This is a genomic window from Bacteroides sp. (assembly GCA_036351255.1).
Classification (GTDB): Bacteria; Bacteroidota; Bacteroidia; order Bacteroidales; family UBA7960; genus UBA7960.
In genome coordinates this window covers 1-20870 of record JAZBOS010000126.1, presented here as the reverse complement: position 1 = coordinate 20870, position 20870 = coordinate 1, and the positions used below count along the sequence as shown (strand labels likewise).

At 51.3% G+C, this 20870-nt stretch carries 14 protein-coding genes; 8 read left to right on the top strand and 6 right to left on the bottom strand.

The annotated features are described in order from the left end of the window. Positions 1-640, top strand: a 640-nt coding sequence (locus tag V2I46_12325) for a DUF3471 domain-containing protein (protein ID MEE4178282.1), incomplete at its 5' end; no start/stop codon positions are given. A 90-nt stretch (positions 641-730) separates the two neighbouring features. On the opposite strand, the gene blaOXA is transcribed toward V2I46_12325, so the two are convergent. After that, complete coding sequence (gene blaOXA, locus V2I46_12320; GenBank protein MEE4178281.1) at positions 731-1576, bottom strand: class D beta-lactamase; 846 nt, start codon at positions 1574-1576, stop codon at positions 731-733. Between the two features lie 99 nt (positions 1577-1675). On the opposite strand from blaOXA, the gene V2I46_12315 reads away from it, so the two are divergent. The 4 genes from V2I46_12315 (at position 1676) to V2I46_12300 (ending at position 10221) form a co-directional block, all read left to right on the top strand. Beyond that, positions 1676-2218: a M50 family metallopeptidase gene (locus V2I46_12315; protein ID MEE4178280.1), complete on the top strand. Its 543-nt coding sequence runs from the start codon at positions 1676-1678 to the stop codon at positions 2216-2218. 55 nt (positions 2219-2273) lie between these two features. Beyond that, positions 2274-3278: an AmmeMemoRadiSam system radical SAM enzyme gene (gene amrS, locus V2I46_12310; GenBank protein MEE4178279.1), complete on the top strand. Its 1005-nt coding sequence runs from the start codon at positions 2274-2276 to the stop codon at positions 3276-3278. A 222-nt stretch (positions 3279-3500) separates the two neighbouring features. After that, entirely contained in the window at positions 3501-7913 is a 4413-nt protein-coding gene (locus tag V2I46_12305; protein MEE4178278.1) for a choice-of-anchor J domain-containing protein, read from the top strand. A gap of 181 nt (positions 7914-8094) precedes the next feature. Beyond that, complete coding sequence (locus V2I46_12300; GenBank protein ID MEE4178277.1) at positions 8095-10221, top strand: T9SS type A sorting domain-containing protein; 2127 nt, start codon at positions 8095-8097, stop codon at positions 10219-10221. A gap of 118 nt (positions 10222-10339) precedes the next feature. Here V2I46_12300 and V2I46_12295 read toward each other — a convergent pair whose 3' ends face one another. The 5 genes from V2I46_12295 to V2I46_12275 all read right to left on the bottom strand — a co-directional run bounded on the left by V2I46_12295 (position 10340) and on the right by V2I46_12275 (position 13518). Further along, entirely contained in the window at positions 10340-11677 is a 1338-nt protein-coding gene (locus tag V2I46_12295; protein ID MEE4178276.1) for an alpha/beta fold hydrolase, read from the bottom strand. Between the two features lie 27 nt (positions 11678-11704). Next, on the bottom strand, positions 11705-11920 hold the full coding sequence (locus tag V2I46_12290) for a DUF5652 family protein (GenBank protein MEE4178275.1): 216 nt from the start codon (positions 11918-11920) through the stop codon (positions 11705-11707). A gap of 47 nt (positions 11921-11967) precedes the next feature. Further along, on the bottom strand, positions 11968-12618 hold the full coding sequence (locus V2I46_12285; protein MEE4178274.1) for a hypothetical protein: 651 nt from the start codon (positions 12616-12618) through the stop codon (positions 11968-11970). Next, positions 12602-12925: a DUF2089 family protein gene (locus tag V2I46_12280; GenBank protein ID MEE4178273.1), complete on the bottom strand. Its 324-nt coding sequence runs from the start codon at positions 12923-12925 to the stop codon at positions 12602-12604. Before V2I46_12280 ends, V2I46_12285 begins: the two co-directional genes overlap by 17 nt. Positions 12926-13173: 248 nt before the next feature. Beyond that, complete coding sequence (locus V2I46_12275) at positions 13174-13518, bottom strand: thioredoxin family protein (GenBank protein ID MEE4178272.1); 345 nt, start codon at positions 13516-13518, stop codon at positions 13174-13176. Positions 13519-13702: 184 nt separating this feature from the next. Between V2I46_12275 and V2I46_12270 the strand changes: the two genes are divergently transcribed. The 3 genes from V2I46_12270 (at position 13703) to V2I46_12260 (ending at position 20586) form a co-directional block, all read left to right on the top strand. Beyond that, positions 13703-16510 (top strand): DUF5689 domain-containing protein, encoded by a 2808-nt coding sequence (locus V2I46_12270; protein ID MEE4178271.1) that lies wholly within the window; start codon positions 13703-13705, stop codon positions 16508-16510. A gap of 113 nt (positions 16511-16623) precedes the next feature. After that, positions 16624-19236, top strand: a complete 2613-nt coding sequence (locus V2I46_12265) for a TonB-dependent receptor plug domain-containing protein (GenBank protein MEE4178270.1) — start codon at positions 16624-16626, stop codon at positions 19234-19236. Between the two features lie 27 nt (positions 19237-19263). Further along, entirely contained in the window at positions 19264-20586 is a 1323-nt protein-coding gene (locus V2I46_12260; GenBank protein ID MEE4178269.1) for a hypothetical protein, read from the top strand. Positions 20587-20870: the final 284 nt, after the last annotated feature.

Genomic DNA, 20870 nt, shown 5'->3' with positions numbered 1-20870 from the left:
CGGAAAGAGTCCTGAAGATGTTGCCCTCAGGATTGCTGCCCAGGTCCTTGGCAAACCATTTCCCGAAAAAGAAATTCCAGTAGATGTCGCCACCCTTCAACAATATTCAGGAGTTTATGAAGGAGATGATGAGGTCAGACGTGCCATTTTTGTGGAAGAAGGTAAACTCTATTCCCAGCGAACCGATGGAACCCCTTTCAGGATATTTCCTTATGAAAAGGATAAGTTCTATTATGAAAATTCGCTGACCACCATTGAATTTCAAAGGGACCAAAGCGGAAAAGTCACTTCTGCCCTCTTTAAGACTGGCATAGGTGAACCTCAATCCATGAAACTTACCGACCTGCCTTTGCCTGAAAAACCAGAGGAATTGCAGCTTCCGCAGGAAATCCTGCAGCGTTATACGGGGAAATATGAACTTGCCCCCGGTTTCATCCTTACCGTTACACTGGAAGATGGCAAGCTCATGACCCAGGCAACCGGCCAATCAAAATTCGAGATCTTTGCACGGTCTGAGACCCTTTTCTTCCCCAAAGTCGTTGCCGCCACCATTGAATTCCTTATGGATGATTCCGGTAAAACCAATGCGCTGATCTTAAAACAGGGAGGGCAAGAGATGAAAGCCCCGAAGCTGGATTAAAATAAAAGAGATAAGAAAAGATAAATGAGAGGTGAAGGGTGAAAAAATGAAACCAGATAATTTTCATTTTTCATTTTTCACTTTTCATTTTTATTGAATGACTTCCATTACCCGGAAAGCTTCCAATGAGATCTGCCTCCGGATAATGTTGAACATATCCATATTGAAGGCTTCTGTGGGTTGAATGCAGGTGGCTATGAAATACACTTCACCGCCTTTCTCAAGGTAGCCAACAAACCAACCGGTGTTGTGGCCTTCACGGATTGACCACCCTGTTTTTCCACTCAGGGTCCAGTCATTCTGGCTTTCTATCACCATGATTTGCTTCATCAAGTGATGGGTCTGATCGGTAATGGGCAATTCCTTAAAATAGAAACGCCTCAGAAAATCAACCTGCTGAAAAGGGTTAATCTTTGAGTTGCCTTCGAGCCAGAAGCGGTCGATGTTTTCGTGGCGAACGTCCATTGTGCCATAGCTGAGTTTGTCAAGCCACAATTTCATTTGTTCTGAACCAACTTTTCGGGCAATCTCCTGGTAACAAGGAACGCATGAAAAGTGGAAAGCCTCGCGCAGATTCAGGTCTTGTTCCCAGGCATCAAGGGCCCGCTCCTGCCCATCCCAGGGAAAGAGGGTCTGTTCATTGGCCACTCCTGTTTCCAGGGCAATAATGGTATTGGGGATTTTGAAGGTGGAGGCCGGGAGATGTCCCTGCTGACACCAGGAGAAATCATTGGAAAGCAATGTCTCTTCCCGGGCATTGTAAACCAGGATGGCGCCTTTCACGGAAGCTCCATCAAGCAGTTGTTGGAAGGCATGGAACTCCACCCGATTGTTCGCTTCACCGGATGATGTGGATGGCTGATTCTGCCTGTTGGAAGGATTACAGCCGGATAAAAGCAGTAGGATAAAAAGAAAATTGATTAGTTTTACGCCCATCGATTGTGAATGTTATTTGCTGGTAAAGTTAAGAAAAGTCAAATTATGTGTTCAGCATTGGCTGTCTTGATGCCAGCGTTTTTTTGAATAATTTTTTCTATGGATAAACAAAGAATGGTCAATGTGCTTCTTTTGCTTTTCTTGGCTTTGATGATCATCCAGGTTTATACCTTTATTCACGAATGGGCTCACGCTCTAATGGTTCAAATTTTTGGAGGTCAGGTGAATCAATTTGATGTCAACCTGTTTGGAGGGTCTCCTCACGTTAAGTTTTCCGGCGACTTTACTTCCACCCAGCGCGCCTTGATTGCAATAGCTGGTCCGATCTTGCCTGTGTTATTATGGTTTTTTCTGATGATTTTTTTGAACAAGGAAAGCCATTTGTTTTTCCAGAAGATAGCCATACTGGTTTCGATGGGAATCATGGGAACCTTGTTGCCAAACGTCATTATTCCGTTGGTTTATGAGACTGGGGGAAATGTGAGGGGTGAGGACATGGGGAAATTCCTGGCAAATACCGGATGGAACGGGTATGCCGTATCCGCCTTAGTGATGCTGATCATGGGCTTTGGCATCTGGATGTTTACCAGGAAGGTTAAGTTTGTGGAGGCCTTGAAATATGTGCATCCCATCCCAGCCTGAATTTTGATTCCAGCAAAAAATTTCTTAAATTCCATGGTCATTATCTCGGGTGACTATGGAGGAAGCCAGGCACTATACCCATCATGAGGATGGAACGATTACCTGTAAGCTTTGCCCCAACTTCTGTCGTTTGGAAATAGGGGATACGGGTCTTTGCCATGCTCGCAGAAACATACTCGGGCGCCTTATCGCAGAAAATTATGGCAGGATCACTGCCCTGCACCTGGATCCCATTGAGAAGAAACCCCTTTATCATTTTTTTCCCGGGCATCAAATCCTTTCTGCAGGAAGCTTTGGATGCAACTTCCATTGTGGCTGGTGCCAGAACAGCAGTATCTCACAGGCAGGCAGGGAGGCTTTCTCTCAGCTGAAACCTGTCACCCCCCGCAGCCTTGCTGAGAAAGCCATTGCTTCAGGGGGTATTGGACTGGCATATACGTATAATGAGCCTACAGTATGGTTTGAGTTTATGTTGGATACGGCTGTGTTGATGAAGGAAGCAGGCTTGAAAAATGTGGTGGTAACCAATGGCTATATCCAGCCTGAACCCCTTGAGGATTTGCTGCAGCAAAGCGATGCCTTCAATGTCGACCTGAAAGCCTTTAGCCCCGATTTCTACCGCAAACAGTGCGGAGCCAGCCTGGATATCATAAAAAAGAACTTGCTGGTCATCTCCCGAAAGGGAGCACACCTGGAGATCACTTTTCTTGCCATCCCCGGGCTGAATGATGACCTGGTGCTATTTCAGGAGATGATCTACTGGATAACCGGGGAATTGGGGGAGCATACACCTCTGCATATTTCGAGGTATTTCCCTTCTTATCGAACACAACAGCCTCCTGCACCATTTGAACTTTTGAAGCGGATGTATGAGATAGCCAGCCAAAGCTTGTATTATGTTTACATTGGAAATGTTCAAGGGCGATCCGGGATGAACGCCACCCGCTGTCCGGGTTGCGGAAGCCTGCTGTCTGAACGGAACAGATATGCTACCACGCTCAATGGAATCGATTCCTCCGGGCATTGTGAAAGATGTGGGAAAAAGGTTTTTGTTTTTTGAGTTTACCCGGCTTTCACCTGAATTTGTTAATATTTTCCCTTGAGATTTTGAGTTTAATGATAAGCCAAATTGTTTGAAAACGGCTTAAGCCTTGTGTAAATCATGTTTTCTTTGAAATTTAAACCTATAGAGCGAAAAGCGTAAATTCATTTGTTTGTGTTAATAAAGAAAGGTTTATTTGTAGCCGGGCAAAATATATAAGTATAGATAAAATTTTGAGCAATGAAAAAAACGATTATCATGTATTCCCTTTTAATGTTGACAACCTTTGCAATGGTTTCCATGGCGATGAGCGCAGAGGGTAAAACAACGAGAGAAAATACGGGCTTACTTTATTCCTTCAAGGATGATGCAGAATGGCATGACGACTTTGCCATAGACAATATTGAAGGTTGGATAATGAGTGACCTGGATGGTTTGGTTCCTGCAGGGCCCTTCCAGGATTATCCCAATAAGAACCAACCCCAGGCTTTTATTTTGTATAACCCATCCAAGACGAATCCGGTCAACACTTTCCCCGAGTTTCAGCCGCGCTCTGGAGAGAAGGTTTTCATGAGTATTAGTTCCAATAGTGGTCCCAGCAACAACTGGATGATTACCCGCGAGCTGGCTCCCCACGATGGCGGGCAGTTTTCCTTTTATGCCAAGGGTACCTTTGACTTTTTCGGTGATGAGCATTTTAAGGTTGGTTATTCCTTTGAAGGTACAAATCCTGAAGATTTCATATTCTTTAATGGGGGTAATCCCATTACTGCCAACTTTACCTGGACCAGGCATCAGTTTTCCATCCCTGCCAATGCTAAACACATTGCCATCGTGGGTGTTTCTTATGCCTACTGCCTGATGGTTGATGATATTGAATTCAACGCTTTTGTCCCTTATCTCGCCCCTGGTCCTGTATCCAATTTAGATGCCGAAACTGAATTAGGTGACCAAATGGCCGTCCATTTGAATTGGATCAACCCTGAAATAACGCAGGATGAAAGCCCTCTGGCAGAATTAAGCGGCATTAAGGTTTTTCGCGGGACCCATCCCATGACATTTCAACCTCTAACAGACCTCACCGATCAGGAGATTGGAGAGGCTGCCAGTTTTACTGACAACACCCTTGTGTCAACGGGCTTCTACGCTTACCGCCTGGTACCTTATAACAGTGAGGGCGAAGGTGTGCCCTCTTCTTCCCCCTTCCTTTTCCTGGATTACGAGACTACCCCTGGCGCTCCGCATACAATCATGGTAACACAAAACGAAAGCCTGCAATCGGTTGTTTCGTGGAATGCCGTTAACTATGGGGCCAATGGAGGGATGTTGCAGGACCCTGTTGTTGGTTATACAGTAACAAGAACAGCTGGCAGCCAAACGGAGACTCTGGTCACCATGCATCCTGACACCTCCTTCGTTGAAACGGAAATTCCTGACTTTAATCTTTACACCTATTCTATCGTTGCACACATCAGCGAAGAAGAGGCTGGAGAACCAGGTCTTCAGAACGCCTATTCGGGAATGGAAGCGAACCAGCAACCGGTGACCTGGGGAAAATACGAGTCTGAACAGGTATTTGAGCTGTCCCGTAATTCAATGATTTCACAGAGCATTTATACCGCTGATCAAATGGGTGAGGGTGGCCTCATCACCAGCATTGCTTATTTCAGTAACATCGGCTCAGGTAACGGATCCAGTAATTACAAGGTTTATATGAGTACGACCAACCGCCAGGTATTTGGCTCCACGCCCAGCAATGTGGTTTGGGAATACTTTGGCAACCAGAAACTTGTTTATGAAGGCCCCATCGCCTTTCAGGCAGGCCCCCGTGCCATTGAGATTGACCTCGATCAGCCCTTCTTTTATGATGCCGCCAGCGGACAAAATGTGATCATTACCGTCGTTAAGCCCCTCATATCAAGTCCTCCCAGCTTTACCGGCCGTGCTTTTTACAACACCCAGGTAGAAGGCATTCGTACCTATTACGCCATTGGCTACGGGATTGATATGAGCACCATTTCAACCCAACCTGCCTCCTGGGCCACTGAAGAAATAGGCACCATTCCCAGTATCGTAACCACAAAAGTTGAAGATTATGCCTCTTTATCAGGCATTGTTACAATGGATGATGGCACAGCCGGCCTGCAGGATGTCACTGTATCTTTGATGCCCGCCGAAGGCGATGCGGAAGCCTATCAGCAGGAGACCGTGGTAACTGCTGCCGATGGAACCTACCAGATCCCAGCCCTTTTGCCCGGGAATTATGAAGTTACCTTTTTCAAGGAAGGCTTCAATGCAGAGGTAGTATCCTTAACTGTTTCTGACAATGAAGAAAGGTTACTGAATATCACCCTTTACAATGCCGATCCGGTGGTAATCTCTGGTACTGTTTTCAACCAGGCCAGCACCCCATTGGCCAATGCCTATGTTAACCTCAGCGGGTATTCCGCTTTCAATACCGTTACGGATGAAACCGGCGCCTTCAGTCTCCAGGCTTATGGCGGGAAAGAATACCAGATTGAAGTGATCCATCCGTTATATTACTCCTACCAGGATAGCTTCACCAGTGAAGAAGAAGATTACTCCCTGGGCAACATCACCCTGACCACTGAGCCCCACAAACCAATGAACGTTGTGGCTGAGCTGGCTGAAAACGGTGCACAATTGAACTGGGAAATTCCCTATGGCCTTGACCACGAGTCCATGCTCGCCTGGGGCACCCAAACCAATGTAAACGATGGCTGGGGCTTTGGCGGTGAGGAGTTTATTGCAGGCATCCGGTTCTCCTATGTGGATTTGCAGGCATCGATTCCAGAGAATGGAAAGCTGACGCACGTAAAGGTTTATTTTAACAACCACGCCAACTTCATCATCAAGGTTTTCCAGGGCACTAACGCATCCACCCTGCTCCATTCACAAGAGGGCTTCGCAAGCGAAGAAGGCTGGTACACCTTCGAACTGGACCAGGCCATCCTCATTGACCAGACCCAGGAATTCTGGATCGGGATACATTTCCTTCCGGGATATGGTGCTTACCCAATCGGAATTGATGAGGGGCCAAACGCTCCCCTTAAGAAAGGCAGCATGCTTTACTCCGATGGGGTCTGGACCGGCATGAGCCTTACCAACAAGAACTGGAACATATACGGCATCGTCCACACAACCGTTGAAGCTGATCCCATGGGATACAAGGTCTTCAGAGGTCTTGCTGATGCTGAGCCATCCACTTGGACCGATATCACTCCCGGCCCGGTGACCGGGAACGCCTTCCTCGATACAAGCATTCAGGAAGAGGAGCCCGGCGTTTACCGCTATGGCGTCCTCGCACAGTATGGTCCTGAGGTGTTCTCTGAGATGTCCCTCTCGAATCCTTTGCCACTGGATATGATTTTCGACCTATCCCTTCTGCTCCAACCCAATGCGCTGGCTCCTGCACAGGCTTATATCCGCTTGTGGAACAACGATTACTTGTATGAAACCCACGTGGAAGACCTGGAAAGCCCTGCAAGCTTTGACGGAGTCTGGAGAGGCAACTACAACCTGGAAGTCCAGATGGACAACTATAAGCTGCTGGAAATGGAAAACCTTGCTGTTATGGAAAGCCAAACCCTGGAAGTGCCGGTTTATGAATACAAGGTCATGCCTTCTGATCTGGAAGCCGAACTAAACGAAGACGGCTCTTCAGCTACCCTGTCATGGTCGCTCCATGGTGCTTTTATCGACAATATTGAATCCTATCCCGATTTCGGGAAAACCAACATAGGCGATTACATCCTGGTTGATGGTGATGGCCTGGAAACCTATACCTACACCAACTTCTCCTGGCCCGATGCAGGCAGCCCCATGTCTTATATGGTGTTTAATCCATTTGCCACCACTCCCCCTGTTAATCTGGTAGCTTCTTCAGGGCGCCGTTACCTGGTGGCCATGGCTGGCCCTGGTGGCGCCAATGACGACTGGCTGATTATTCCGGCAGGACCCGGTACCTTCTCTTTCATGGCCAGCTCCCTGGTAAGTCAATATCCAGAGACCTTCCACGTGAAATATTCAACCACTGGAATCGAGCCTGACGACTTCACCGCCCTCCCGCAGGGCTCTGGTGTGGTTCCTCCGGTGCAGTGGACCCAGTATACGTTTGAAGCCCCCCAAGGCACAAAATACCTGGCTATCCAGTATGTCTCAAACGACACCTACTTTTTGCTCCTTGATGACCTGGAGTATCAGAAGCCGTTCGACCACGTGCAGTCGTTCAATGTGTATCTCGATGGCGGCCTTGTAGCCTCAGAAATCACTGACATGAGCCACCAGCTTACCGAACTGGAGGCCGGCACCCACCTGGTGGAAGTCGAAGCGGTGTATCATAGCGGGGTCTCTGAAAAAGCTTCTGTTGAGATCCTGGGCACTGTGGATATGGATGAACGCCTGACCGGGGACAAGCCGCAGGTCTATCCCAACCCCAGCAACGGAAATTTCAGCCTGGTGCTTCCCAAGCCTGCACAGGTCAGAATCATCGACCTCAACGGACAGCTCCTTTACGCTAACCAGCTTCCCGATGGACACAACATCATCAGTTTAGACCTGGAGCCTGGAACCTACATCATTCAGGTTCAGACAGCCGCAAGAATGATGACAGACAAGCTGATTATCAAATAAATCCCTAAGAATGGATTCGTAATCGGTAAAAATAACTTCTCTTTTTTCCGGGCCGCCTTCAGGCGGCTCGGTTTTTTTTGTCTTTTTTTAGATTCCGAAAATATCTTGTATGTCTATTGCCTTGATTTTCAATTTTTATTAAATTTAAGGGCAACAATTTCATTGATAAATCCGCAACCTTATGAAAACAAAACTACTCTTCCTTTTGTGCTTTCTTTCCTTGGTGGTTATGGCTCAATGGAGCGATGATGCCGCAGTGAATTTACAGGTTACCAACCTGCCTGGTGAAGAAGTGATCCCGAAAATCGGGGTCGGGCCTGATGGCTATTATTACATCGGTTACTTCTCCCTGGAGGGAGGGAACTACAACGTGCGCCTCCAGCGCTATGATGCCCAGGGAAACCGTCTTTGGGAAGAGAATGGCTTGCTGATCAGCGACCATCCCAGCATGACTTGGCTCACCGACTGGGATATGACCGTGGATCACGAAAACCATGCCATCCTTTCCTGGCAGGATATCCGTGAATCGGGCGACAACAATACCGTGGCTTACCGGATCTCGCCCGAGGGTGAATTCGTCTGGGGGCCTGATGGCATCATGCTTTCGAGCAGCAGTGCCTTCGATGTGTCGCCCAAGGTGGTGGTCACCGCCAGCAACAACGCTGTCTTTGCCTGGCAGGCCGATAACGTGGTCATCCTGCAAAAGATCAGCCCGGAAGGTATCAAGCTATGGGGCGAGTGGGGCATCACCCTCAGCGGAACCAATACCTATTCCTGGCCCCAACTCCTTCCCGTTGGCGAGGACGAGGTGATCCTTAAGATCTTTGATGACAGCGGGCCAGGCTGGGCACCTACCCGCCATATCCTTGCCCAGCGATACAATGCTGCCGGAGAACCTGTCTGGGACAACTTTACCGTGGTCTACAACCAGGGCACCATTCAGGCCTGGTATCAAATCGTCCCCTTTGTCAACGATGGCAACGATGGCTTCTATATGGCCTGGCACGACTTCAGCCAGTCCGGCACGGCCGCTTCTTCATGGCTGCATCATGTGGATGGCGACGGTCAGCTCCTCCTGCCCGAAAATGGCGTGCTCCTTTCCAATCGCACCAGCTTTAACCAGTTTTACCCCCAGCTGGCCAGGCCTGCAGGAGATCCCGATGTTTACGTTTACTGGAATGAAGTGACCGGCGACCAAAACCAATGGGGCATCTTCGGCCAGAAGGTGAATCCCGACGGCCAGCTGCTCTGGGGCGACCAGGGCAAGGTGATCTTCCCCGTGACCCCACAACCCTTGCTCCCGCTTTTTGCCATGCCCGTTGACGACAACGTGATCCTGGTCTACGAGCATTACTTCAATGCCAGTGAGACCTCCATCCGGGCCACCCGCCTTGACAAGGACGGGTTGTTTGTATGGGATCCCGACGAGGCCTTCATCTGTTCGGTGCAGTCCAATAAAGTGCACCCGGATATCGCCCCCTTTAGTGGCGGGCAGTGGGTGTTTGCCTGGGAGGATGACCGCTCCGGAGGCACCGACTTGTTTGCCCAGAACCTCCGCCCCAATGGCACCCTGGGCAATGCCGTAACGGAAACGGTTACCCTTACCATCACCATCACAGGAAGCGGCACCGTTGAAGTCGACGATGTGGCCTATTCCGAGCCCCTGAGCATGGAAGAAGGCACCACCGTGAACCTGGAAGCCCTGGCAGAAGAAGGCTGGCTGTTCGAAGGCTGGTCAGGTGACCTGGTTTCTGCCGAAGCCCTGACCACCATTACCATGGACAACGATAAGACCATCACCGCTACTTTTGTTGAAATTCCGGTGTATTCCCTGACTTTGCATGCCGTGCCCGAAGCGGGTGGCACGGTGGAAGGTGAAGGCGATTACGAAGCAGGTGCTGAGGTCTCCATTACCGCCACCCCGGCCGCCGGATACATCTTCCTGGAATGGGAAGATGAAGGCGGGGAGGAGTTTGGGGATATGGCCCAGATGACTTTTACCATGCCTGAAAGTGACCTGATCCTGAAGGCGGTTTTCCAGAGCACCGCATCTGTCCCAAACCTTGCCCTTACAGAGGTGCGTTTGTTCCCCAATCCTGCCTCCTCAAGGGTCACCATCCGCTCGGGAAGCCCTATCCAGACCATTCGGATCCTCGATCTTACAGGGAAAGGAGTAACCGAGATTCCAATCCCGAATGCTTCCGAAAAGGTAATAGATCTTGCAGGCATTGAAGCAGGCATTTATTTCGTTCAGGTTATTACTAGCCGCGGCATCAAAGTGCAAAAGCTTCAGGTGATAAGACCCTGATGGTTGAATAAACCAGGACAAGCTTTTTACATTAAAATCAATAAGCAAAGAGCATTATAATTCCAATTTTTAAGTTGCCAATCCCTGTTATCCGGGATTGGCAACTTTCATTGTACTATCAGATACTTTTGATCCAGGCGATGATATCCCTGATCACCTGCACGTCGGTGTTCTTTTCCTGGCTGTATTCGGCCGGGTTAGGGGTGCCCTCGCCTGAGAAGAACAGGTGGTTCAGGCCGGGATAGCTTTTCATGGTCACGTTTGCCTTGTCCCCAAGGCCTTCCTGCCAGCCTTGGTATTCCTGCATATCCACCTGGTAGTCGCGTTCGCCCTGCAGAATCAGGATGGGGATATCAAGCTGGCGGGCCGTCTCCACCTGGTCGTAATCCTTGATGTAGAGCCAGTAGCTTGCAGGGGAGTTAAGGATCGTTTCTTCACGCGGGGTGTCGGGGATAAGTGCGCCCGAACGGATCAGGGCCGCCTTCTGACGGATCTTTTCGGTCTCTTCGCGGGAGCCGTGCTGGTTGTCGGGGTCCTGGATGGAGGATAGGTATTCGTATTGACGGACCACCACGTCATAGAGTTTCCCGCTGTTACCTCCAAGGATAATGACTCCTGCCAGCTGGCCCGACTGCCTGACGATCTCAGGGGCCATCATGCCCCCCAGGCTGTGTCCCAGCAAAAAGATCCTTCCCGGGTCAATGCCTTCCATCAGTGAGGCTTGTTTTATTGCCATCACGGCATCCATGCCGGTCTCCTCCCAGGGGGTCACCCGCTCCATGTCGAGGGAGTTGGCGTGGTTCTTAGTCCGTTTCTCATACCTCAGCACGGCAATGCCCTGCGAGGCCAGCCCCCAGGCAATGTCCCTGAACGGCTTGTTGGGGCCTATGGTTTCGTCGATGTCGTTGGGACCACTGCCGTGGACCAGCACCACCAGGGGAACAGGAGTCTCACTTACCGGCATCGTAAGCTTTGCCGGCAGCCTGATGTCCCCGCAGTCCAGCTCCAGATCGGCCTCCGTGAAGCTTGTGGTGTCAGCATAAGCGGGTGGGGGGGTGAAGGACAGGGGAGGGGCGGGGACGAACTGCAGGCCTGCAATCTTCATCGAAGGATCGTAGACCACCCGCAGGGCCAGGTCCATATTCCTGAACTTGCTCACAGCCAGCACGGTGTGGTAATCCCCCGTGTCTTCGTGGATGTAGCGGATGATATGACTGAATGGTCCCACCTGCTGCTGCAGCTGGGCCCAGATGTCCTGGAATTTCATGTCGCCCAGGGCATTGCGCAGTTCTTCGGTAAAAATGTCCAGGTTATCATCGGCCGTGCCTTCCTGCATGGAAAGGATGAATTGGGCCGCACTGTTTTCATAGGCCTCAGGCGGCGCCCCGCGAAGGGCTCCGGGAAGGCTGAGGAAGATGAAAAACAAGGCAAGGAGGGATAATGAAATTGTTTTCATGGTTGAAAATGTTTTGCGATTTGGGCGTTATTGAATGACTTCCGTTTTTTTCCCGTGGATCAAGAGGTAAACGATGGGCAAAAGCCCCACGGTGTTAAAGATGGCCAGGCAGATGTACCAGACCGTTTGTTTGCGCCCGGCAGCGGCGTACATTGCGATGAGTTTCAGTATCCCGTCGAAGAGGATCACTCCGTAGACCCAGGCGGGAATGGCCCGGATCAGTTCATTAAAACTTGTTTCCATGGTGTTGCATTTTTTTAATTTAGAAAAAGAGGGTATTAAAAACTTGGTCAAAGCATTGGAAGAATAAACCGGAAAACGAGGAAGACCGAGAGGGCCTCCGCGATCAGCAGGCCGATCACAAAGCTGATCCCGGCCCGGTTGCCTTTCAGGTTGGCGCTGATGCGGTAGGCGTTATACATCAGGGCCACCATCCAGATGATGGTCAGCAGCTGGAGGGCCATCAGGTTGAAGGCCAGGAACCATTCCCAGCCTTTCAGGTCAACGGGCGTGAGGGTCCCCAGGAGCTGAGGGGGGATGGCCTGCCCTGAATCCCGGGTCAGGGTGTAGAGCAGGTTATTCATGGCCTTGCTTACGATCGCCCCGGTGCCGGTGAGGGCTGCAAGTAACTGCGGAGCCCGTGCCAGGGCCAGCGTGCCCGCCATATCCACCAGGCGTATCTTCGACGATGTAAGACCTAAAGCTAGGGGATAAAGTACCGCCAGCACGACCAACCAGCTCATGACGCTGGTGCCCAGATGAATCCAATACGAACCTGCATAATCCAGCTTCAGATCGAGCGCCCCAGGGAACCAGACATGGGTTAGGGTTCCAGCCAACGACGCCAGCACCATTAATCCCAGCCCGATCAGCAGGGCTTTTCCCCCTGCGAGGTAATCGAATGGGTTGTACCAGAACTTTTTATCACTTGTCCAGCTCATGGTTTTTCTCCCTTTGAAGTTTGCGAATATCGGCAATCAGATCATCCAGTTTGTTGCGAACACTGGGATAACTCAGCTTCAGGTGCTTCGACATCTCCTTCAGGCTGCCGCTGCTCTTCACAAATTCGATGATGAACAGCTGATCTTCCTCGCTCAGGCTGGTGAGTAATGGAAGGGAAAAAAGCCCTTCCACACGTGTATGGCAGGCCGGACATTCCAGGCTGCGTACCTGCAGCTGCCCGCTGCAGGAAGGACATTGAATGGGAATTTTTTTGTTCACGGCCGTATGGATCAATGGTTTCTTCACCTTTACAAAACGTTTGATTCTGTTTTCAAAAGTAAAACAAAAATAAATAAAATCAAATAAAAAATAAATAAAAATTAATAAATAATCAATTTTATTTAAAAATGATTTGATTTTTAGTCATTTATGATGGCTTTCGGAAAAGGCAAGATGTCCCTCAAAATCCAGAAAGAGTCTGCGTTGAAATTTTCAGGAAAATCAGGCGTAAATGCCCCAGGAAAGAAAAGGAAAACTGGCGGAAGGGGTTTCCATTAGGCGTCTCCGAACAGCAGATGGTAGGGCCGGGCGATCTGCTCCCCTAGTTGGCCAATGGAGACCATGCCATTGCCGCGGTAATATTCGTGTCCGTCGAGGTAAAGCAGGATGCCGGGAATGCTTAGCATTTGCAACTGCCCGGCCAGCTCACGGCTTTCATTGGCATCTACCCGGATTACCCTGACCTGCGGAAAACGTTCCTTTATGAGGGCCTCCACCTTGGGCCACAACACCTTGCACACCCCACAAACATCATTGTGGAAATACAGCATCAAGGCAGGCTCATCTTGTTTTAACTCAGCAAGGGTTTCAGGGGTCATACCGGCAATCTTGGTTTGCAAATTAACGCATTTTATCTTGTTTGGTTCAATCGGATGAATGACATCGTGAATAAATTGTGAATAAATTCAATAAAAAATCCCTGCTCAGGCCGCCACAAATGAATATCTTTGAAACCCATCAAAATTCGCCAAAACATAATCTATTTTAAATCAATACATTCTTTCACACAAAAATCCAAGCCCTATGAAGAACACCTTACGCCTTTTAATGAATCTTGTACTTACAGCCTTGCTGTTGTTCCCTTTAGCCATCCAGGCGCAGGATCCGGTGGAAATGGCCGATCTTGCCACGCTTCGTTCCACAGGTGCCACCGATGGAACAGTCTATGTCGTTACCGGAGAGGTTATCCTGACCCATCAGAATGGCAACCGCAACCAGAAATATTTCCAGGACGCCACCGGCGCCATTCTGGTAGATGACCCTGCAGGGATCATCACCACCGAATACAATGAATACGATGGCATCCAGGGGCTTACCGGCACACTGAGCTTATACAACCAATTGCTGCAGTTCACCCCGACCGCCGACCCGGGACCCGCAGTCAGTGAAGACAACGTGGTGGTTCCCCTCGAACTCACCCTGGCCGAGGTAACCCCCGCTCATCAGGCCATGCTGATATCTGTTCTGGGCGTAACCTTTGGAACGCCTTCTGCAAAGAATACTTTTTCTCCCAGCACCAGCTACAATATTTATGATGCCTCTGGGACAGGGGTGGTGCGTACGCCCAATGCCAATGCCGGATTGGATTACTTTGGTGCCAACATCCCTGAAGAAACCATCGATATGGTTGCCCTGGTCGGTCAATACAATACCAGCATGCAGCTAATGCCCAGGAGCCTGGCAGATATGGGCATTACGGAAATGCCCAACATCGCTGCCCTGCGTAACCAGGCCGTGGATGGCACCACCGTTTACACCCTGGGCAATGAGGTCATCCTGACCCACCAGAATGGAAACCGCAACCAAAAATACTTCCAGGACGCCACCGCTGCCATCGTCATCGATGACCCGGCAGGTATTATTACCACTGCTTACAACGAATACGACGGCGTGACCGGCCTGAGCGGCACCCTGTCGGTTTACAATCAACTGCTGCAGTTCACACCCGTGGCTGATCCCGGGCCTGCTACATCCACCGATAATGTGATAGAACCCCTGGAAGTGCAACTGGCCGACATTACCCCAGACCACCAGGCTCAATTGATCATTGTCAGGAATGTGACCTTTGATACCCCTACCAACCCCAATTTTGCTCCCAGCACCAGCTACGACATTTCTGATGCCAGTGGTCCCGGAATCCTTCGGACCCCCGGCTCCAATGCCGCCCTGGACTACTTCGGAACCCCGGTGCCCACGACCAACCGTGACCTCATCGCCCTGGTCAACCAGTTTAACGCTACCATGCAGATCATGCCACGCTCGCTGGATGATTTTATCTCTCTCGATTTCTATGACCTGACCTTCAATGTTGTCGATGAAAATGGTGACCCCCTGGCCAATGCCGTTATCACGCTCAATGAGCAGGCATACGCCGCCGGTGAATATGTTTTTGCTGACCTGCCTGGCGGTGCCTATAACTATACCGTGACCCTCGATGGTTACTGGGAGAAAACGGGTATTGTCCTCCTGGAAGCAGATGCCACGGAAGAAGTTATGCTGGTGGCTGTCGATGCCAACCTGATCACCGAATTCCCCTGGTTAGAAAGCTTTGATACTTTCCTGCCCGAAGGCTGGAACACCTATTATCCGGAAGGCGATGGCGAATGGGTGGCCGGCGGTGACGGCGCGTACCATGCCTTTGTCCAGACCGGAATGGCTAAGAGCTGGCTGGTAACCCCCCAGATCCAGTTACCCGAAGTAGAACCCGGCGGACAAGCCATGCTGCTGAGCTTCCTCGAACGCAACCAATATATGGATGACTATGGCTATAGTGGTGTGTGGATCTCCACCGGCAGCGGCCTTCCTGAGAATGGGCACTTTGCGGAACTGTACGAATCAAATGCACCCCTGAGCGCTTACACTGAAAAAGTATTCAACCTGGAAGACTATGCCGGACAGGTCATTTACATTGCCTTTGTCTATGAAGGCGAAGATGCCCACAACTGGTGGGTGGATGAAGTCAGCATTGCTGAAGCCCCTGCCGTTGTTGAGGTTCCTGACATTGCCTCTTTGATTGAACAAGGCGTTGGCGACCAAGCCTACCGGATCACCGGCGAAGTGGTCATTACCCACCAGCAACTGGCCTACCGCGGGCAGATCTTCATTCAGGACGCCAGCGGCGCCACCATGATCGACGATCCCGATGGCATCATCGAAACAGCCTATGACAATTATGACGGCATCACCGGGCTGGTATGCAAGGTAGCCGCCTTCCAGAACATGTTCCAGCTTGTTCCCCAGGAAGATCCGGGCCCGGCAAGTTCAACCGGCAACACCGTTGAACCGCTCGAATTGACCCTGGCCGATCTTACCGTCGACCACCAGGCCATGCTGGTGCTGGTGCGTGAGGTCTCCTTCGATGAAGGCAACGAGCCCACCTGGTTGCAAAACGTCTCCTATTATATCTCTGATGCCAGTGGCGATGGCGAGATCCGTACCCCCAACGCTGAAGGGGCTCTTGACTATTTTGGTACCGATGTGCCAACGACGCCCAAAGACATCATCGCCGTGGTGACACAGCGCTACGAAGACACCCGCTTGCTGCCGCGCTCCCTGACCGACTTCATGGAACCTTCTACGGCCATTGAAGAAACCGAAACCCTGGGCATGCGCTTGTTCCCCAACCCGGCTGGCAACACCTTTACAGTAGAGAGCCCTGAGCAAATCGACCTGATCAGGGTGTATGACCTCAGCGGCCGCCTGCTGATGGAACAGCCTGTTAATGATTTCCGTATCACCCTGAACACCAGTGTCCTGCGCAATGGCATCTACCTCGTACAGGTGGTAGCCGGCTCGCAAACCCGGGTTCAGAAACTCCAGGTGAGCCGTTAAACTTACCTCCCGGAAATGCTTCATGTACGCCAACCCCCTCAAAAGGAAAGCTGCATGGGGCATTTCCCTTTTTCTTTTTGTTTTTGCTTATTTCATCTAACCAAGCATTCTGTATGAGAAAATTTAAAATACTGATCAACCTGGTTTTTGCTGCGGCATTTCTCCTGGCCTGGGGCATGCCCTCTTACGGCATCTCCATCAAGGGGAAGGTTGCCGGCCAGCAAGGTGAGTTTCTGCCCGCCGCATTGGTGGAAGTGACCAATGTTACCACGGGGCGCACCCTGGGAACCACCACCACCCTCGATGGCTCGTTTGAGATCACCACCGAGCCCGGACAATTCACCATCAAAATTTCTTACCTGGGTTATGAGGATAAGATCCTCGACATTACGGCCAACCAAAACACCGACCTGGGCGTCATTACCCTCGAGGACAGCGCGATAGGCTTGCAGGAGGTGATGGTGATTTCTTCCTTTGCCCGCGACCGGCAGACGCCGGTAGCAATATCCAACATCTCCGCCGAGATCATCACCGAGCGCTTGGGCACCCAGGAGTTCCCCGAGATCCTGAAACTCACCCCCAGCGTGTATGCCACCAAAGATGGCGGCGGCTATGGTGACTCGAGGATCAACCTGCGGGGTTTTGACTCCGACAACATCGGGGTGCTCATCAACGGGGTGCCGGTCAACGATATGGAAAGCGGCCGCGTGTACTGGTCGAATTGGGCCGGCCTGTCGGATGTGACCAGCACCATGCAGGTACAGCGCGGCCTTGGGGCCTCACGCCTGGCCATCAGCTCGGTGGGCGGCACCATCAACATCATTACCCGTTCCACCGATGCCCAGCGCAGGGGATCCGTGTCTACCGCACTCGGCAGCGATGGATACAGCAAGCAGACCATGACCCTGTCTACAGGACTGCTCGAAAGTGGCTGGGCCGCCACCTTCTCAGGAAGCAGGTCGGCAGGTACCCGCTATGTCAATGGCTTGGATTACGAAGGCTGGTCTTATTTCCTGAACGTGTCGAAACAACTGTCAAAAGACCATACCCTGGCACTGACGGCTTTTGGAGCTCCGCAAACCCATAACCAGCGCTATCCGCGCCAGCTCATCCAGACCTATCGCGAGCACCGTGACTACCGCCGCTATAACCCCGCCATGGGCTTTATGAACGGACAGCTCTATACCGCTTCCTACAACTATTACCACAAGCCCCAGGTCTCCCTTAACCATTACTGGTCCATCAACGACCTAACCACCCTCTCCACCTCGGCCTATGCCTCCAAGTCGGCCGGCGGCGGAAGACGGGTCTATGGCGACAACGCCAACTGGCTCAGGTTTAACTCGGTGGATGGCCTGCCCTACGAGATGACCAAGTTGACGCCCAATGGTTTCCTGGATTACGATGCCGTAATGGCAGAGAATGCCCTTTCCCAGACAGGCTCAAAGGCTATCATCGCCAATGCCGTCAACCAGCACGACTGGTACGGCGTTTTATCCACCCTCAACCGCGACTTCAATAATCTGAAGGTCACTGGTGGTGTGGATTTGCGCTATTACAAGGGATATCACTTCTATGAGGTCGAGGACCTGCTTGGGGGTGAATACTTCCTTGACGTGACTGCCAGTGGCAACTCACGCGACGTGAACCGTCCCGCCAACAGCCTGCTGCGCGAAGGCGATATGATCAGCTACCACGATATGGGCGAGGTGCGCTGGGGAGGCCTTTTCGCACAAGCGGAATATGTGGAGGATAAATACTCGGCTTTCCTGTCGGCCACCCTGAGTCATACGGGCTATCGCCGCACCGACTATTTCATCTACAAAACAAACCCCGATCTTTATCCAGAGAGTGAACTCGAAAACAACCAGTCCGACTGGTTCAACTTTAACGCCTATAGCATTAAGGGTGGAGCTAACTACAATATTTCCGATGCCCACAACATTTTCATCAACGGGGGTTATTTTACCCGGGCACCTTTCTTCAGGTATGCCTTTATCGGCTACACCAACGAATTCAATTTAGGGGTGAAGCACGAAAGGGTGCAGTCGGCCGAACTGGGCTATGGCTACCGCAGCAGGTTCTTCTCGGGCAACCTGACCCTGTATCGCACCAACTGGCTCGACAAAGCCCTGACCCGCAGCATCGGAACCGTGCTGGCTAACCTTACCGGCCTCAACGCCCTCCACCAGGGCGTAGAGATCGACGTGGTAGCCAACCCTTTGCCCAAGCTTTCCGTGAAGGGAATGGCTTCGGTGGGCGACTGGAAATGGACCGATGATGTCATTGCCGACATCTACAACGAACAGCAGGAGTATATCGGCACCTTCGAGGTGTTTTCCGAAGGCCTGATGAGAGGCAATTCCGCCCAGACCACTGCTGGTTTAAGCTTCGACTGGGAGGCCTTGCCCAGGGTATTCCTCGGGCTCGACTTCACCCATTTCGACCGCCTCTATGCCGATTTCAACGTCGAGAACCGCACCGTGGAAACCCAGCGCGGCACACAAGCCTGGCAGATGCCTTCCTACCAGGTGTTCGACCTCAACGCCAGGTATAACTTCCGCATCGCTGACCTCAATGCTTCCCTGGTGGGTAACGTCAACAACCTTTTCGATACCGCATACATTGCCGATGCCACCGACGGCGCCTCCTACGATTACGATACCGCCACGGTGTACTACGGCTTCGGACGTACCTGGAGTTTGAGCTTTAAACTCCGGTTTTAGGTAATGGAAACTAAAAAACTTTTTAATATGAAACAACTATCAATCTTCAGCCTGCTTTTTGCCATGCTCCTGATGTCGTCGTGCGACCCCAATGAGGCCTTGTACGAACAACTCGACATGGACCAGACCCCTTACAAGCAGGCCATTGAATATACCCTGACCGGATCCGATTACACCTCCATCGGCGGAACGGCGGCCTCCATACAGGCCTTTACCCCCGATCAGCCCGCCATGGACCACATCCCCGCCTTGCTGGCACGTAAATTCATCGCCCTCAACCTGGGCAGCAGCGCCTTGGTGACTTACAACTTCCGCGAGGATGAGCCCCTCTGGGAACAGGCCGGCTTTGGCTATGTGCTCACCGCCGACGATTACGACTACATCGGCGTGGCCGGCAATGCCTTTACGCCCGAAAACCCTGCTAACGAAAGCCTGCCAGGGTTCCTGGCAAAGAATTATCCCAATGCCGGGGCCGGCGATGAGATCAACATCATCTACAACTTCCTCGAAGGCTCAGAAGAGACCCAAAACCTCGACCTCTATGAGTACGATGGCGAGGCCTGGGTGTGGGTCGAAACAACTGAAAACCTGCCCTTCGTGGGTTATGAGTTCACGGAAGCTGACTATGACCAGTTCGGCGGCGATATCGCTGCCTTCCAGAACTTCTCCGACGACTATCCCGCCGACCTCTATGTGCCGGCCTGGCTCAGGAACAATTACCCCCTGGCCGTGGAAGGACAGGAGCAGGTGGTGAAATACCGTGTGTACTCGGGTGGCGCATTCACCGAGATCGCCCATTACACCTTTGACGGGGTGGAATGGATCCGCAGCTCCGACATCGAGCAGCGCACCGAGCAATACATCTACGGGGCACAGGGCTGGGCCTTCGACCCCACGGTGAGGTTCATCATGGGGCAGTCCGACTATATGTTCCTGGCCACCAGCGACCCCATTCCCCACGCCACCTATGTTGATTTTGGCTATTATTTCGGAGCTTCTGCCTATTACAGCAACTTCGACATGCGCCTGGCTGCCCGCCGTACTTCCAAAGACGCCGAAGGCAACTACTGGGATCCGGACCTGGGAGCCATCCTCGAGAATGAAGGCCCCGAAGCCGCCATCGACGAGATGTTCCGCCGCATCGTTGAAGAAGGACTCATCCTGCTGCTCCAGCATAAATATCCCGATGCCGTGCCACAGACCGGTGGCATCGATGTGCATTACATCGTGGGATTTGAGACCTATAACGACAACTTCTCGCGCTCATACCTCGAAGCCGAATACCAATGCACCGCCGCCGGCAGCCCACCCCAATTCGTCCTGATCGAAGGACCCAGGGAGAGGGAATGAGAAGTGAGAGATGAGAGGTGAGAAGTGAGAAGTGAGAAATGAGCCTCTGTATTTGCAGGGGCTCTTTTTTTATCTGTTTTTTAATGAAAGGGTCGTCATATTAGGATCCCGTCCCCCATACCCTCGCCTTCAATTAAAATCCTCCACAAATGCACGCAAATTTTAAGGCAATGAACACAAATTAGATTTAGGTTGGGGGGAGGTTCCTGGAAAATCGCAAATCAAAAGGTTTGGGGTTTCCTCAACTTTTCAACTCTTCAACTTTTCAACTTTTGAAAGGGTTT